The sequence below is a fragment of the Corallococcus sp. NCSPR001 genome (assembly GCF_017309135.1).
Classification (GTDB): domain Bacteria; phylum Myxococcota; class Myxococcia; order Myxococcales; family Myxococcaceae; genus Corallococcus.
Genome location: NZ_JAFIMS010000002.1, coordinates 273058 through 286775 on the forward strand (window position 1 = coordinate 273058; position 13718 = coordinate 286775).

The window sequence follows — 13718 nt, forward strand, 5'->3', positions numbered from 1 at the left end:
GCATGGCCTTCCAAGACAGGTGCGGACCTGTCCCTCCCCTCGGGTCGTGCGGACCCCGGAAACCCAGGGTGATTCCGACACATGGAACACGAGGGGCATGTCGCATGTCTACTGGTGACACATGGCTCGCCTTCGAGGGACGGAGGCCGGTGCGACACATGTTGGGGATGACTCGCCTCCCCGCGAGGCGTTATCCCGGGAGCACGCCATGTCCTCCGCCCTGTCCACCCTCTGTCTCCACTGCGGCATGTGCTGTGACGGCACCCTCTTCACGCAGGTGCCGCTGCGGCCCTCCGAGGCGGAAGCCCTGCGCCAGCGCGGCCTGTCGCTGGCGGTGAAGGAGGACGGCACGCAGGTGCTGCCCCAGCGCTGCGCCGCGCTGGAGGGCCTGTGTTGCACCGTCTACGAGGAGCGCCCGGAGGCCTGCCGCCGCTACCGCTGCCAGCTGTTCAACGCGCTGGCGGAGGGAGAGGTGTCCCTGGAGGAGGCGAAGGGCGTGGTGGATGCCGCGCACGCGAAGGTGGACGCGGTGGTGCACGGTGTGGGTTCCGCTGAGGGCGGAAGGGGCCCGGCGATGCGTCAGGCCCGGGTGGCCGCGGCCTCGCTCACCTTGGCTCCCGAGACACGAGAATCCCTGGCGCGCGCGGAGGTGTATCTGGACCAGCACTTCCGGGGGCGCTTCCGCCGCTCGGGAGGCTAGCGTGGCGGGGTCCTGCTCACCGACCGGGGTCCTGCTCCCATGAAGACATCCTTGCTGGCCGTGTTGTCCTCCGCCGCCCTGCTCGCGGGTGCGCCTGCCTCCGCGCAGGACAGCGGGTTCGTGAAGTCCGCGCAGGTGGACCTGGACGGGGACGGCAAGCCGGAGGCGGTGTCGCTCACGGCGGGGGAGGACGGGAAGTTCACGTTGAAGGTGGGCGGCGCCACGGCGAACGGCGACGCGTCCGGCAACGAGGTCCCGGGCTTCCAGGTGGTGGACCTGGACACGGGCGACAAGCGGAGGGAGCTGCTGGTCCAGACGCTGGGGGAGGTGGACGACGGCCACCGCTACTTCGTCTACGGCTACGACGGCAAGGCGGTGAAGCTGCTGGGGGACGTGCACGCGCTGACGGAGGCGAAGGGCAACGGCATCGTCCTGGTCGATCGATGGATGGGGTTCTGGCAGAAGCGGGACAAGTACACGCTGGACCGCAAGGCGTGGAAGCTGGTGCACGTGCCGCAGGAGCTGTACGCGGTGACGTACGCGCCCGGCGAAGAGGTCACGGCCACGGTGAAGAAGTCCTTCCCGCTGAAGCAGAGCCGCACGGGCTCCGCGGTTGTGGCCACGACGGCGCAGGGCACGAAGGTGAAGGTGCTGGCCGCGAGCGTCCCCGCGAAGGGAGAGGTCCAGTACCTGGTGAGGTCGTCCACCGGGCTCGTGGGCTGGGTGCCCGGCAACGTCCTGGTGGAGTCCACGGACGGGTTGCCGCTGGCGGGGTGAATCACTCCCGCATGAGCATCACGTTGCGTGCTCCACAGACGTCGCAGACCAGATACCGCTCGAACCGGGTCGGGGTTGTTGGAGCGGTCTCATCGTGGACGGTGAGGAAGCCGTCACCCTTCTCAGGGCAGCGGACCTGCGCGTCTGGATTCACCGCGAGGATCTTCCCGGCTTGAATCCAGGCCTTGCTTGTCTCAGAGATCATCGGGATTACCGCCTCCCTTCATCTTCTCCGCGTAGTCCTCCAGCTCCTGGTGCAGCGGCTCCGCCGCCTTGACGATGCCGCGCCAGATAGGGTGGCCCGCGGCGATGAGCTTTGCATCACCGAAGGGCAGGCCATGGAGCTGCGCCAATCCCATGATGCTCTTGGCTAGAGACAGACCTGCGTCATGGAGCGCCACGACGGTATCCTCCACGGAGAGGCCACGCTGGACGTCCGGGCGGAGTGAAGCAATGACGGCGTCGTAGTTCATGTTCAGTATTTCCGAAGGCTTGACCAATCCAGATGGATTGAATCATCCAGGCGCAACACCCTCCGGGCATCATTTCCTTGATACAAGAAGCGACACGTCATGGTCTGACCCGAGACTGTCATTGATTCTGCTCCGTTCAGGAATCGAAACACGCCGCTCAGGCCCTCACTCATCCACGCCGCCCTTCTGGGCGCCGGTGGCGACGTCGACCTCGAACGTCTGCATCATCTCCGTCCGCATGTCCCAGTACTCACCGATGATGGAGCGCTCCGTCATCTGGACGATCTTCAAGCCGTCCCATGACAGCCGCTTCGTCCGCCACCGCAGGCCATCCGCTCCGTAGGCCACCATTTCGGTGAAGTCCGCGAACACCACGACTCCCGCTGATGGCACAGCTCGGACGTCCATTACGGGCATCACCTGGACTGCTTCCCAGGCGCTGGGGTCCTGGACCGTGACGAGATAGCCCGCGCCTCGCGACACGACACAGAGCTTCTCTGGGTCAGGCATGGCGAGGACTCGGCTGACTCCCGCACCCTTCACGTTTCCGAACGCGAACATGCCCAGCCAGGGTGCACCGCCTGCCGGCGTGACCCGTACCAGCAAGCCGTCCTGTCCCCCTGCGGTGTTTCCGGGGAAGAAATGCCGCGGGGAGATCTGCGCGCCGGGGCCTTCATCCAGCACCTCCCACGTACAGGCGCCATGAAAGCAAGGGGCTATCGGTTCACTCATGCTGTTCAGTCAGGGTTTGGATCTGTCCCGTCGTACCAGGACGTCGTTGTCTAGCTTCTCGAGCTTGGAGAACCGCAGACCTTCGAGAGACATCCGGCGCACCAAGGGTCTGGCGGCCTCAGCCAACTCCTCGACCCGGATGGGACGCTCGGGCATGGCCACCCGCTTGTACGGCCCCCCATACGGATCCGCGTCGAACGCGAACACGCCCCGCTCCGCCATCATCCGCCAGGTGTTCTCGCAGCCCTCCGCCACGCTCGGCGCGAAGAGCACTCCTGAAGAGACAGCCGACGCGAGGATGGCATTGATGGCGGCGTCCACGGAGTCCGTGTCCTGCAGGACGTCGCGCGGCACGTAACCTCCCCCCGCCGTGCTCAGCAGGGCGACGTGTCCATCCACGTCGCTCGCGAGCCAATCGAATTCGTAACCATCGATCTCCTTGGCGGATATCGCGCCCATGGCTATTCGACCAGGGCGAACTCCACCCGGCCCAGTTGCTCATCCGTGGAGACGACCTTCACGTTGATGGGCATGCCCACGGTGAAGGTCCGCGTCTTGCTCACCATGGACAGCTCTCGCGCGTCCGGACGGTAGGGACCGCCCGCGAGTCCTTCCGCCGGCACCATGCCCTCCACCCACATGCCATCCAGTTGCGCGACGAGGCCGAAGGGCTTCACGCGCACGATGCGCGCGGGGAACTGCTGTCCGATGCGCGTGGACATGAAGCGCGCTTCCAACTCGTGGTGGCGGTCCACCTCGGCGCGGCTGGCGGAGCGGGCTCGCACGTTGATGTGCTGGGAGAGCTTTTCAATCTCCGGGTCCTCGTGCACGAAGTCGCGCCGGCCGTGGAGGTACGCCTTGATGAGCCGATGCACGGCCAGGTCCGCGTACCGGCGGATGGGCGACGTGAAGTGCAGATATAGCGGCGCCGCGAGCCCGAAGTGCGGGCCCGGCTTCACCGTGTAGCGGGACGGACCCAGTGAACGGCGCAGCACGGAGCGCAGCGCGGGCTCCGCCTTCGCTCCGGAGATCTGCCGGTCGAACGCGGCCAGCGCCAGCGGGGTGATCTGCGTGCCAAATCCCGCCGCGAACCCCGAGTGCAACGCGAACGCGTTCACGTCCGCCACGCGCTGCGGATCCGGCTGCTCATGCACGCGGTACACGGTCGGCACGCCACGGGTCATCAGCCAGGTGGCGATGGATTCATTGGCCGCGACCATGAAGCGCTCGATCATGTTGTGCGCGGAGGTGTCCTTCTCTCCGGCGAGCCCGGACACCGCGCCCGTGGCCGTGTCGAAGGTGAAGCGCGCCTCGTCGCGGGACATGGTCATGCCGCCTCGGGCCGCGCGTGACACCGCGAGCCGCGCGGATGCCAGACGGAACCAGGGCATGGCCTCACGCACGGGCTCCATGGCGGGGGAGATGGAGTTGTCGTCGAGGAAGGCCGCGACCTCGTCGTAGTTCAGCCGCGCCCAGGACCGGATGAGGCTTTCATAGACATCCGCGGCGGTGACACGGCCGTCGGGGTCGATGCGCAATTCAACGGTGAGACAGTGGCGCTCCTCGTTGGGCACCAGGCTGAGCCAGTGCGCGGACAGTTCCTCCGGGAGCATGGGGAGCACGCGGCCGGCCAGGTAGACGCTGGTGGCGCGGTCGCGGGCCTCCAGGTCCAGGGGGGTGTTCTCCTTCACGGACTCGCTCACGTCCGCGATGGACACGAGCAGGCGCACGGCGCCGTCTGGGCCCGCGGGCAGCACGGAGATGGCGTCGTCGATGTCCCGGGTGGAGGGCGCGTCCACGGTGACGGTGGGGATGGAGCGCAGGTCGCGCCGGGCGCCGCCCAGGGCGTGGGGGGTCTCCCTGGCGCGCAGGGCCTCCTGGACGACCTCCGCGGTGAAGTCCCGGTGGAGGCCATGGCGGGCGATGACGCGCTCCAGGGAGCGGTCGGCGCCGGGCTCCAGCTTGTAGAGGAGGACAACCTTCCCGTCCGCGATACGGGCGACGACGGCGTCGTTGTGCTGGACGGCGGTGCTGCCCGGGTCCAGGGGCCAGTCGGTGTTGGAGACCTCCTTGTCGATGCGCAGGAAGAAGGCGCCCTTGCGCGACACGACCTCGCCATAGACGACGGTGCGGGTGCGCTCCACGAGCGACAGGCCGGACGCGGTCCACCGGCCCTCGCCGGACGCGGTCACGGTGGCGGAGACGACGTCCCCCGAGAAGAGGGGGTTCAGGTCCGGAGGAGGAATGAAGGCGGACAGCACCTCCGGGGTGCCGGGCTTCTGCACGGTCAGGAAGCCGAAGCCACGGGGATGCACGTCGACGCGGCCGGTGACGGTGCGCGGGGAAGCGGAGGTGTCCATGTCGGTGCCGTCGTAGCCCACCTCACGGGTCAGCGGGGAGATGTTGGGATGCATGTTGCGGCTACGACGATAGATGGGATGCCATCCTGACCTGACGCCAGTGAGCTACTTGCGTTTGCGTCGGATATGGCCAAGATTCCTAAAGGTCCGCGCCAGGAGGAACCCATGACTTTGCCCACCGCTGAAGGTCTTCCTCCTCGGACATCGGAGCCCGTCGCTGCCAGCGACGTGACGCTGGAGCAGGTGCGAAAGCTCGCGCAGCTCATCACCCGGGAACTGAGCGACAAGGGCAGCAGGCACCCGCTCTTCTCGCTGCTCGGCCCGAACCATGAATCCGTGCCGCTGCCAACGGACGTGCTCGCGCTAATGCAGCAATTGCTCGCCATCCTCGCGGCAGGGGACGCCGTCACCGTAGTCCCCGTCCACAAGGAGCTCACGACCCAGCAGGCCGCGAACCTGCTCAACGTCTCGCGGCAGTACCTGGTGCAATTGCTCGATGAGGGCCGGATCCCCTTCCACCGCACGGGCACCCATCGTCGCGTCTACAGCAAGGACGTCCTCGAATACCGCGCACGGCAGAAGGCCGACCGCCGCTCCCAGCTCGACGCGATGATGCGCGAAAGCCAGGACGCCGGGGGCTATCCCGAACTCGACTGAGGATCGCGAGGGCGCCCCACTCCGTGATTCATGCTTCGTTTCCTGTCGTCCTCGATGCGAACGTCCTGATTCCCCTCACCGTCTGCGACACGTTGTTGAGCGCGGCGCATGAAGGGCTCATTCAGATCCACTGGACGGAACTCATCCTCGAGGAGACGCGTCGCAACCTGGTCAAGGCCATCGGACTGTCGGAAGAAAAGGCATCACGACGCGTCGCCGCCATGAAGGCTGCCTTTCCCGAAGCGATGGTGACAGGCCATGAGGGGCTCATTTCATCCATGACCAACCACGAGAAGGACCGGCACGTCCTCGCTGCCGCGGTCCATGTGGGCGCTCAGACGCTTGTCACGAGCAACCTGAAGGACTTCGGCAAGAACCATCTGCCCGCATCGCTCCAAGCCCAGGATCCCGACACCTTCCTTCAGCACCTGCTCAGCCAGGCACCAGACGTCATCATGGAGATGCTCCGAGCCCAGGCCGAGGCCCTTCGCAATCCACCCATTTCCCTGATGAGACTCCTGGACGGATTGGCTCGCAGCGTGCCGGGCTTCGCCCGCGAGGCCCGTGAGTTGCTGCCTCCTTCCTTCTTCAAATAACTCTCACTGGAAGCCCGGGGGCTTCCCGCTGTCTGTCTTCAACCTCGCTCCCGGGTTCAGTTCGAAGACCAGTCCGAACTGCCAGAGGCTGATGCGCTCCAGGAAGAGGATGTTGTAGTAGTCCTGCCCCCGCACGTACCGGGCGAACACGCCGAAGCCGGCCGCCCAGCGGGGATTCGCCGCCGCCTCCACGCTCAGCGTGCTCCGCTGCGCCGGCGTCTCACCGAACGGATGCGACAACCTCCCCTCCAGCCGGAAGCGGTTCCCGTTCACCGCCCGCTCCCCCACCAGCCCCACCCCCCAGTGCCCATTCCCATACACGTGGCGCTGCGCCGGGCTCATCCCTCCGGGCCCAATCGCTGAGTTCAATTCGTAGAACGCGTTCGCTCCCACCAGCCATGCGCTCAGCCGGTGCGGATCCACTCCGAACCCCAGCCGGCTGTGCAGCTCGAAGCGCAGCAGGTTCGTGGAGAAGCTCCCCGTGATTTCGTTCAACGGTGGCGTCCCCTCCGCGGGCTCGCAGTTCGGGTCCGTCCCCGTCTGGTTCGCGAAGAAGCACCCGTTCTCACCGTTGGAGTAGTGCCCCACGATGACGTTCAACCCCAGCGCCAGCACCCGGGGCGGGCCGTCCTTGTCGGGGCCGTGCAGCAGGCGCAGGTGCGCCGCCTGGAGCGTCAACTTCATCAGGTATGACGGCGGCAGGATGGGGTTGCTGTCCGTGTTCGCCATCCGCAGCCGGATGTTCGGCGTGAACACCGCCGAGAACAGCGTCTCCCTCCCGTCCTCCTTGAAGTCGTCCAGCTTCAACTGCGGCAGGAAGAGGTTCGGCGCGAACTGGCCCTCGAAGACCAACGGCAGGGGCGAGTCCGGGTCCCCCTGCCGCTGGATGCGGTTGGGCGACACGAACAGGTACGTGCGGTCCAGGAACAGCGGCGTCTGCAGGTCGTACTCCACCTGGAGCCCCTTCGCCTCCGCCCCGCTCCAACCCATGAGTACTCCCAGGAGCGCCCCCACGCGCCGGCCCCACGTCCCTGCCTGATGCCCTCGCAGCCGCATGGCACGCACAGTAGCGGCGCCCTTCCCGCTGTCCGTCCGTCCCCGAGGCACCCCTCCGGTGTCGGACAGTTCGCGCGCCTTCGTTCCAGAAACCCTGTCCTCGCCCGGACGGAGGCATGTCCTCGTAAACCCTGGCATCCGGCCAGAAACGGGGTCCCGGGCCTTTCGCGCCGGTGCCTGCCCCGGTGTAGAGTCGGACCCCTTCAATGGCTGGGACGACGCTGACGCTCACCCCGGACGGGTTCCGCGGCCGGGTGCTGGGCAAGTACGAGGTGCTCTGCCGCCTGTCGACAGGCGGGATGGCGGAGATTTTCCTCGCGGCCCAGAAGGGCCTGGCCGGCTTCCGCAAGATGGTGGTGCTGAAGCAGATTCTCCCCGACATCCGCGGCGAGGAGGAGTTCGTCCGGATGTTCCTGGACGAGGCCAAGGTCACGGCCGCGTTCAACCACCCGCACATCGCCCACGTGTACGACCTGGACGTGGCGGACGGTGAGCTGTTCCTCGCCATGGAGTTCGTCCCGGGCGCCACGCTGGTGGAGGTGGCCCGCGCGTGCCGCACCGCCCATGAGCCCATCCCCATGGGCCTGAGCCTGATGGCCGTGCGCGACACGGCCGTGGCGCTCAACTACGCGCACAGCTTCACCGACCCGCTGGGCCGGCCCTCGCCCGTCGTCCACCGCGACGTCGCCGAGAAGAACATCATGGTGACGTACGAGGGCGTCACCAAGCTGCTCGACTTCGGCATCGCCAAGAGCCTGGCGCGCGCGGGCCGCACGCAGGTGGGCATGGTGAAGGGGACCAGCGGCTACATGTCCCCGGAACAGATCATGGGCGACCCGCTGGACGCCCGCAGCGACCTGTTCAGCCTGGGCGTGGTGCTGCACGAGTGCCTCACCGGCATGCGCCTCTTCTACGCGAAGAGCGCCGAGGCCATGATGAACGCCGTGCTGAGCGGCGATGTGCCTCCGCCCTCGCGCGTGAACAAGGAAGTGCCGCCGGAGCTGGACGCCATCGTCCTCAAGGCGCTCGCGAAACGGCGCGAGGATCGCTACGGCACCACGCTGGAGTTCGCGCGCGCCATCGAGCGCGCCGTGGGACAGCGCATCTGGCACCCCGAGCAGAGCAGCGAACTGATGCTGCGGCTGTTCGCCGAGCGCCGCGACCAGACCCGCCTGCTGCTCATGAGCGGGCAGTCGTCCGGGGATGGCACCTCCAGCGAGACGCAGGTGGCGCAGGTGCTCGCCCGGGGTGGGGACGTTCCGGAGCCGGCCACGCTGCCGCCCGCGGGGGGGCTGCCGCAGATCTCCTCCACGCTGCCGCCTCGCGCGCCCGCGGCGCCCGCCAAGGCTCCTGCTCCGGCGAAGGCTCCGCCGGCTTCCGTTGCCGGGGCGGGGGGCCGCCGCAACACGACGGAGGAGCTCGCGGTCCGCAAGCCCGCGCCGCCGCCGTCCTCGCGCCGGGTGTCGCCCCCCGCGGAGACGCCCCGGCCGCCTCCGCCCACGAATGAGATGTCCGCGCAGCCCGATGATTCCGAACCGGGCGTGCGCACCCAGCCGGCGCTGCCTCCGGTGATGCTGGATTCGTCGCTGCGCATCACGGCGCCCGTGACGGCGTCCCCCGGCCACGTCGAGAGCGAGACCATCCTCACGCCGCTGTCACGCGTGGGCACGCAGCCTCCCGAGGAATCAAAGGCACGGCCTCCGGCCTTCGTGCCGCCGTCCAACGAGCCCCGCGCCCGGGGTGGACGGGAGTCCGAGGAAGGCCGTGCACGGTCTGGAGCCTCGGACGATGCACGGCAGCGCAACACACGGGATGCGGCCGAGGACTCGCGGCCCCGCCCGCCGCGTGAAGCCCTCAACGCGCCTTCCGAGGAGGCTCGGCCCAAACCGCCGCGTGAGGCCTTCAACACGTCGGGTGAGGATGCGCGGTCCCGGTCCGCGAGGGATGCCGCGAATGGGTCCGCGGAGGATTCCCGTCCCCGTCCTCCGCGCGAGGCCGCGAATGGATCCACCGACGATACGCGCGCGCGGTCGGGCCGTGATGCCGCGAATGGATCCGAGGATGCCCGTGCTCGGTCGGGCCGTGACGCCGCGAACGGATCCGCCGATGATTCGCGTGCCCGGTCAGGCCGCGATTCGAATGGATCCACCGACGATGCACGTGCCCGGTCGGGCCGTGACGCCGCGAACGGATCCGCCGACGCACGTGCCCGGTCGGGCCGCGACGCCTCGAACAACAGCGCGGAAGACTCCCGTCCCCGGCCCTCACGGTCCGCCACGCAGGACAGCCTCCGCGTCACCCAGCCCCACACCCCGCCACAGGCCCTGCTGAACGACGGCGAGACGGCCATCTCCCGCGTGCCGTCCCTGCCTCCCGAAGAGGCCCCCGAGAAGACACCCGCGGTCCGCCGCTCGCCGTCCTCCCGCAAGCAGTCCTCGCCTCCCGCCCGCTCCACCCCGGCGCGCGCCTCTGGCCGCCCCACCGAACCTCACGACTTCCTCGCCGATGCCCCCGCCCCCCGCCGTGGCAAGGGCGGACTCATCGCCGCCGGCATCGTGTTCCTCGCCATCGCGGGCCTCGGAACCACTGTCGCCCTGGGGCTCGACGGCGGCCGCGTGTCCGCGCTGTGGAGCTCCGCGCTCTCTCGCAAGCCAGACGCGAACTCATCCACAACTTCTCCACCGCCTCCTTCCGAGCCCGAGGCCCGGAAGCCCGCGCCCACCGAACCCGCCACTCCGGACCCCTCCACCGCGGTCGCCGAGGCCACTCCTCCCGCCGAACCCGCTGCTCCCACGGACCCGCCTCCCAGCGACGACTCCGCCACCGACGATTCCCAGCCCCTGAAGGCCAAGACGCGCACCCCCGTCCGCAAGGCCAAGCGCGACGCCAGCGACCCGGCGGCCACCCCGGTCCGCGGCAAGCCCCGCACCGCCGCGCCCACAGAGGACTCGGAAGGCGACCTCCCCGCTCCGGATGAGAGCGCCACCGAAGCGGCCGCGCCCCAGGGCTTCCTCACCCTGGTCACGGAGCCCTCCGCCCGCGTGTCCCTGGCTGGCCGTTCCCTGGGCGAAACGCCGCTCACCAAGGTCGCCCTCCCGGTGGGCCGGCACACCCTGAAGCTCATGGATGGCACCGGCCGGCCCCTGAAGCTCCTCGTGGAGATCAAACCCGACGACATCACCTCCGTCCGGGTCCCCCTGGAGATGCTGGCCAACCCCTGAGCCTGTCCGGCTGTCGGACAGCTTCGCGCGGCGCCACGCAATCAACCGCTGGGGTCCTGCGTACCCGAGGCATTCCGCCGGGACGTGCTCCCACGTCCTCGCGCCTCGCCCGGAGCCGCCCATGAGGATGTCCTCGCTGTCCCTGCTCGCCGCCTGCTGCCTCGCCACCACCGCCTGCACCGCCCACGCGGAGGACGCGGTCAAACCCTCCCAGGGCTCTGGCGAGACGCGCCAGGTGGAGGACTTCCACGGCGTCTCCGTGGGTCACGGCATGCACGCGGAGGTGAAGGTGGGCCCCAAGTCCGTCCGCCTGGAGGGCTCCCCTGAGAACCTCTCCCGCATCAAGTTGGAGGTGGAGGACGGCATCCTCACCACGAACGTCGAGCGCAAGGGCTGGAGCCGCCTCAACGGCACGGTGAGGCTCATCGTGTCCTCGCCCCGCATCGACCATGTGGAGGCCAGCGGCGGCAGCCACATGAACGCGGAGGTCACCGCGTCCGATGAGTTCGACGCGGAGGCCAGCGGCGGCGCGGTGCTCAGGGTGAGCGGCGTGGACGCCAAGAACGTGGAGGCCGAGTCCAGCGGCGGCTCCGAAATCACCCTCAGCGGCCGCGCCACCCATCTGGACGCCGAGGCCAGCGGCGGCGCGCAGGTGCATGCCCAGAAACTCCAGGGCCTCTCCGCGCTCCAGGTGGAGGCCAGCGGCGGCTCCATCGTGGAGGCCGATGCCCCCGCCAGCGTCTCCGGTGACGCCTCCGGCGGCAGCATCATCCGCCTGTCGAAGCGGCCCCAGAACGCCAACGTCGAGGTCAGCGGCGGCTCGCGCCTCGACGCCTCGAACTAGCAGCGGTCCCGGGAAAGGTTAGCCGGGCCCCGGGGAGTTCCCGGGGCCCGGATAGGCCCCCCACGGAGCAAAAAGAGACGCCGCACACCGGACCTCCAAGGTCATCCGGGCGACCGTCCTACCTTCCACGTGGATGCCGACCGCACCGGAGTGCTGACGGACAGGCGCGTGGGCCCCATGGAACGCGCTCGAGTGACCGAACGCTTCGCAGTCCCCAAGATATTGGAAGTTGGCCTCAATCCCAAACACCCAGCGTCGCTTTCGCCACGAGACTCGCAGGGGAATCCGCGCCCCCAACGCGCCTGCCGTCCCTGACGGACTGTAAAAACGAACGCACCGCTTTCACACGGTGCGTCGTTGAGACGCGTCAGGTCGGGTCCATCCAGCGATGATGGAAAACTCCGCACGCGCGGGACTCCGCGAGCAACCGGTTCAGCGGGCCGGAGGGAGGCGGTCCGCGTTCTGACGCTCCACCATCCAGCCCGGGTACTCGGGGGGCAGCCTGGAGACGGCGTCGAGCTTCGCGAGCTGCTCGGCGCCGAGGCGCAGCTCGGACGCGGCCAGGTTGTCCTCCAACTGGGCCTGCGTCTTCGCGCCGAGGATGACGGTGGTGACGTGCGGCTGGTGCAGGAGCCACGCGAGCGCCACGCGCGCCACGCTGGTGCCCGTCTCCTTCGCGACCTCGTCCATCACGTCGATGGCGTTGTACGCGCGCTCGCGGTCCACGGGCGGGAAGTCGAAGGTGGTGCGGCGGGCGCCCTCGGGGCCTTCGGCGTCGCGGCGGTACTTGCCGGAGAGGAAGCCGCCCGCGAGCGGGCTCCACACCATCAGGCCCACCCCCTGGTCCTTCATCAGCGGCACCAGCTCCCGCTCCAGGTCGCGGCCGGCGATGGAGTAGTAGGCCTGGAGCGATTCGAAGCGGGACAGGCCGCGGTGGTCGCTGATGCCCAGCGCCTTCATCAACTGCCACGCGGCCAGGTTGGACGCGCCCAGGTAGCGCACCTTGCCCTGGCGCACGAGGTCGTCCAGCGCGCGCAGCGTCTCCTCCAGCGGCGTGGCCACGTCGTAGCCGTGGATCTGCAGGAGGTCGATGTGGTCCGTGCCCAGGCGCTTGAGGCTCGCGTGCACGGAGTCGAAGAGGTGGTAGCGCGACAGGCCGGTCTCGTTCTGGCCCGGGCCCATGCGGCCGCGCACCTTGGTGGCCAGCACCACCTGCGAACGCTTCGGGGCCAGCGCCTTGCCGAGCAGCTCCTCCGACTGCCCGTACGAATACACGTTCGCGGTGTCGAAGAAGTTGATGCCCGCGTCCAGGCACCGGCCCACCAGCGCGTCGGCCTCCGCCTGTCCCTGCTGCCCGATGTTCTTCCAGTAGCCCTCGCCACCGAAGGTCATGGCGCCGAAACACAGTTCAGAGACAAACAGGCCGGTGCGGCCCAGCGGACGGTAGTGCATGTGCGTGTCACCTTGGGTGGAAGTGAAGGCGGCCCCTCTTAACGTCCGGTGCACGGCCCCGCAGCAGGAAGGCACGCGATGACGGACGCGCGCCGCTTCGTGGGCTGGGACCTGACGGACCCCTTCGCCCGCGCGCCCCGCCCCGTGGACGAGGCTGTCGTGGACGGTAACGGCCGCGTGCGCTTCTCCCAGCGCGTCTGGCCCCCGGCACGGGCCGGGCATGGGCTGGACCCGGAGGCGCTCGCGGAGGCCTTCGCCGTGGGACCCGGTGACGTGGTGGTGGTGGACGGGCCGCAGGCGCTGGCCAATCCCGGCGCGAAGGTGCGGGACGCGGAAGCGCGGCTGCGCGCCCCGGGCCGCACCCCGGACGTGCTGCCCCTGCCCGGTGCGCCCTTCGCGGGCTTCGTGCGCGGCAGCGTGCTGCTGTTCGCCGCGCTGCGGACCCATGCCCGGGTGCCGATGCTGGACCTGGACACGCCGTCGCTGTCACACGCGCGCCTGTTCGAAGCCTTCCCCGGCGCCACCTGGCGCGCGCTGGCTGTGGAGAAGTTGGGGGCAAAGTCCACGCCGGAGGGACGCGCCCGGAGACAGGCCCTGCTGGAGGCGTCCGGGCTGCGCTTCGAGGACGCGGGGACGTGCACGCACGACCAACTGGATGCCGCACTCTGCGCGTGGCTGGGGTGGCTCACGCGCACGCGGCCCGAGCATGTCATCGCGGTGGGACTGCCCCTCACGCACGACGCGGATGGAACATTGCGCGAGGGGTGCATCCTGGACTTGAGCCCTAGACGGTAATCAACTATTGCTATTTTTACTGCTTAAGCTGTTTTAATCCCTCTCAACTCCAACC

Annotated in this window: 14 protein-coding genes; 7 read left to right on the plus strand and 7 right to left on the minus strand. The window is 68.8% G+C overall.

The genetic code is table 11. The features are described 5' to 3' along the window. Positions 1–208: 208 nt before the first annotated feature. Together JYJ93_RS02975 and JYJ93_RS02980 are read left to right on the plus strand one after the other, a co-directional pair. A complete protein-coding gene (locus JYJ93_RS02975; protein WP_206786421.1) occupies positions 209–700 on the plus strand; it encodes a YkgJ family cysteine cluster protein in 492 nt (163 codons plus the stop codon). A gap of 39 nt (positions 701–739) precedes the next feature. Beyond that, positions 740–1477, plus strand: a complete 738-nt coding sequence (locus JYJ93_RS02980) for an SH3 domain-containing protein (RefSeq protein WP_206786423.1) — start codon at positions 740–742, stop codon at positions 1475–1477. A gap of 1 nt (position 1478) precedes the next feature. Here JYJ93_RS02980 and JYJ93_RS02985 read toward each other — a convergent pair whose 3' ends face one another. The 5 genes from JYJ93_RS02985 to JYJ93_RS03005 all read right to left on the minus strand — a co-directional run bounded on the left by JYJ93_RS02985 (position 1479) and on the right by JYJ93_RS03005 (position 5042). Beyond that, the gene (locus JYJ93_RS02985) at positions 1479–1682 is read right to left on the minus strand and encodes a hypothetical protein (RefSeq protein WP_206786425.1); all 204 of its coding nucleotides are present in this window, start codon (positions 1680–1682) and stop codon (positions 1479–1481) included. Next, positions 1672–1950: a hypothetical protein gene (locus tag JYJ93_RS02990; protein WP_206786427.1), complete on the minus strand. Its 279-nt coding sequence runs from the start codon at positions 1948–1950 to the stop codon at positions 1672–1674. The genes JYJ93_RS02985 and JYJ93_RS02990 overlap by 11 nt, the downstream gene beginning before the upstream one ends. Before the next feature lie 165 nt (positions 1951–2115). Next, positions 2116–2460 carry a hypothetical protein gene (locus JYJ93_RS02995; protein ID WP_206786428.1) on the minus strand — a complete coding sequence of 115 codons (345 nt, stop codon included), beginning with the start codon at positions 2458–2460 and terminating at the stop codon, positions 2116–2118. Positions 2461–2691: 231 nt separating this feature from the next. Continuing rightward, positions 2692–3141: a hypothetical protein gene (locus JYJ93_RS03000; protein WP_206786429.1), complete on the minus strand. Its 450-nt coding sequence runs from the start codon at positions 3139–3141 to the stop codon at positions 2692–2694. 2 nt (positions 3142–3143) lie between these two features. Further along, complete coding sequence (locus JYJ93_RS03005; RefSeq protein WP_206800056.1) at positions 3144–5042, minus strand: VacB/RNase II family 3'-5' exoribonuclease; 1899 nt, start codon at positions 5040–5042, stop codon at positions 3144–3146. Between the two features lie 165 nt (positions 5043–5207). Between JYJ93_RS03005 and JYJ93_RS03010 the strand changes: the two genes are divergently transcribed. Both JYJ93_RS03010 and JYJ93_RS03015 read left to right on the plus strand, forming a co-directional pair. Beyond that, entirely contained in the window at positions 5208–5699 is a 492-nt protein-coding gene (locus tag JYJ93_RS03010) for a helix-turn-helix domain-containing protein (protein WP_206786430.1), read from the plus strand. Positions 5700–5722: 23 nt separating this feature from the next. Beyond that, positions 5723–6295, plus strand: coding sequence for a PIN domain-containing protein (locus tag JYJ93_RS03015; RefSeq protein WP_206786431.1), 573 nt, complete (start codon positions 5723–5725; stop codon positions 6293–6295). 3 nt (positions 6296–6298) lie between these two features. Here the strand turns inward: JYJ93_RS03015 and JYJ93_RS03020 are convergent, their stop codons facing one another. Beyond that, positions 6299–7285 carry a hypothetical protein gene (locus JYJ93_RS03020; protein ID WP_206786432.1) on the minus strand — a complete coding sequence of 329 codons (987 nt, stop codon included), beginning with the start codon at positions 7283–7285 and terminating at the stop codon, positions 6299–6301. A gap of 272 nt (positions 7286–7557) precedes the next feature. Here JYJ93_RS03020 and JYJ93_RS03025 point away from each other — a divergent pair, with 272 nt between their 5' ends. Further along, on the plus strand, positions 7558–10572 hold the full coding sequence (locus JYJ93_RS03025; RefSeq protein WP_206786433.1) for a protein kinase: 3015 nt from the start codon (positions 7558–7560) through the stop codon (positions 10570–10572). Between the two features lie 121 nt (positions 10573–10693). Then, a complete protein-coding gene (locus tag JYJ93_RS03030; protein WP_206786435.1) occupies positions 10694–11416 on the plus strand; it encodes a head GIN domain-containing protein in 723 nt (240 codons plus the stop codon). A gap of 432 nt (positions 11417–11848) precedes the next feature. Here JYJ93_RS03030 and JYJ93_RS03035 read toward each other — a convergent pair whose 3' ends face one another. After that, on the minus strand, positions 11849–12868 hold the full coding sequence (locus JYJ93_RS03035) for an aldo/keto reductase (protein WP_206786437.1): 1020 nt from the start codon (positions 12866–12868) through the stop codon (positions 11849–11851). 78 nt (positions 12869–12946) lie between these two features. Between JYJ93_RS03035 and JYJ93_RS03040 the strand changes: the two genes are divergently transcribed. Further along, the gene (locus JYJ93_RS03040) at positions 12947–13663 is read left to right on the plus strand and encodes a DUF429 domain-containing protein (protein WP_206786438.1); all 717 of its coding nucleotides are present in this window, start codon (positions 12947–12949) and stop codon (positions 13661–13663) included. Positions 13664–13718: the final 55 nt, after the last annotated feature.

Excerpts from the sequence above, each read along its gene's own strand:
- JYJ93_RS03030 (WP_206786435.1), top strand. The coding sequence starts at position 10,694 with ATGAGGATGTCCTCGCTGTCCCTGCTCGCCGCCTGCTGCCTCGCCACC.
- JYJ93_RS03010 (WP_206786430.1), top strand. The coding sequence starts at position 5,208 with ATGACTTTGCCCACCGCTGAAGGTCTTCCTCCTCGGACATCGGAGCCC.
- JYJ93_RS02985 (WP_206786425.1), bottom strand. The coding sequence starts at position 1,682 with ATGATCTCTGAGACAAGCAAGGCCTGGATTCAAGCCGGGAAGATCCTC.
- JYJ93_RS03035 (WP_206786437.1), bottom strand. The coding sequence starts at position 12,868 with ATGCACTACCGTCCGCTGGGCCGCACCGGCCTGTTTGTCTCTGAACTG.
- JYJ93_RS03040 (WP_206786438.1), top strand. The coding sequence starts at position 12,947 with ATGACGGACGCGCGCCGCTTCGTGGGCTGGGACCTGACGGACCCCTTC.
- JYJ93_RS03005 (WP_206800056.1), bottom strand. The coding sequence starts at position 5,042 with ATGGACACCTCCGCTTCCCCGCGCACCGTCACCGGCCGCGTCGACGTG.
- JYJ93_RS03020 (WP_206786432.1), bottom strand. The coding sequence starts at position 7,285 with ATGGGTTGGAGCGGGGCGGAGGCGAAGGGGCTCCAGGTGGAGTACGAC.
- JYJ93_RS02975 (WP_206786421.1), top strand. The coding sequence starts at position 209 with ATGTCCTCCGCCCTGTCCACCCTCTGTCTCCACTGCGGCATGTGCTGT.
- JYJ93_RS03000 (WP_206786429.1), bottom strand. The coding sequence starts at position 3,141 with ATGGGCGCGATATCCGCCAAGGAGATCGATGGTTACGAATTCGATTGG.
- JYJ93_RS03025 (WP_206786433.1), top strand. The coding sequence starts at position 7,558 with ATGGCTGGGACGACGCTGACGCTCACCCCGGACGGGTTCCGCGGCCGG.
- JYJ93_RS02980 (WP_206786423.1), top strand. The coding sequence starts at position 740 with ATGAAGACATCCTTGCTGGCCGTGTTGTCCTCCGCCGCCCTGCTCGCG.
- JYJ93_RS02995 (WP_206786428.1), bottom strand. The coding sequence starts at position 2,460 with ATGCCTGACCCAGAGAAGCTCTGTGTCGTGTCGCGAGGCGCGGGCTAT.
- JYJ93_RS02990 (WP_206786427.1), bottom strand. The coding sequence starts at position 1,950 with ATGAACTACGACGCCGTCATTGCTTCACTCCGCCCGGACGTCCAGCGT.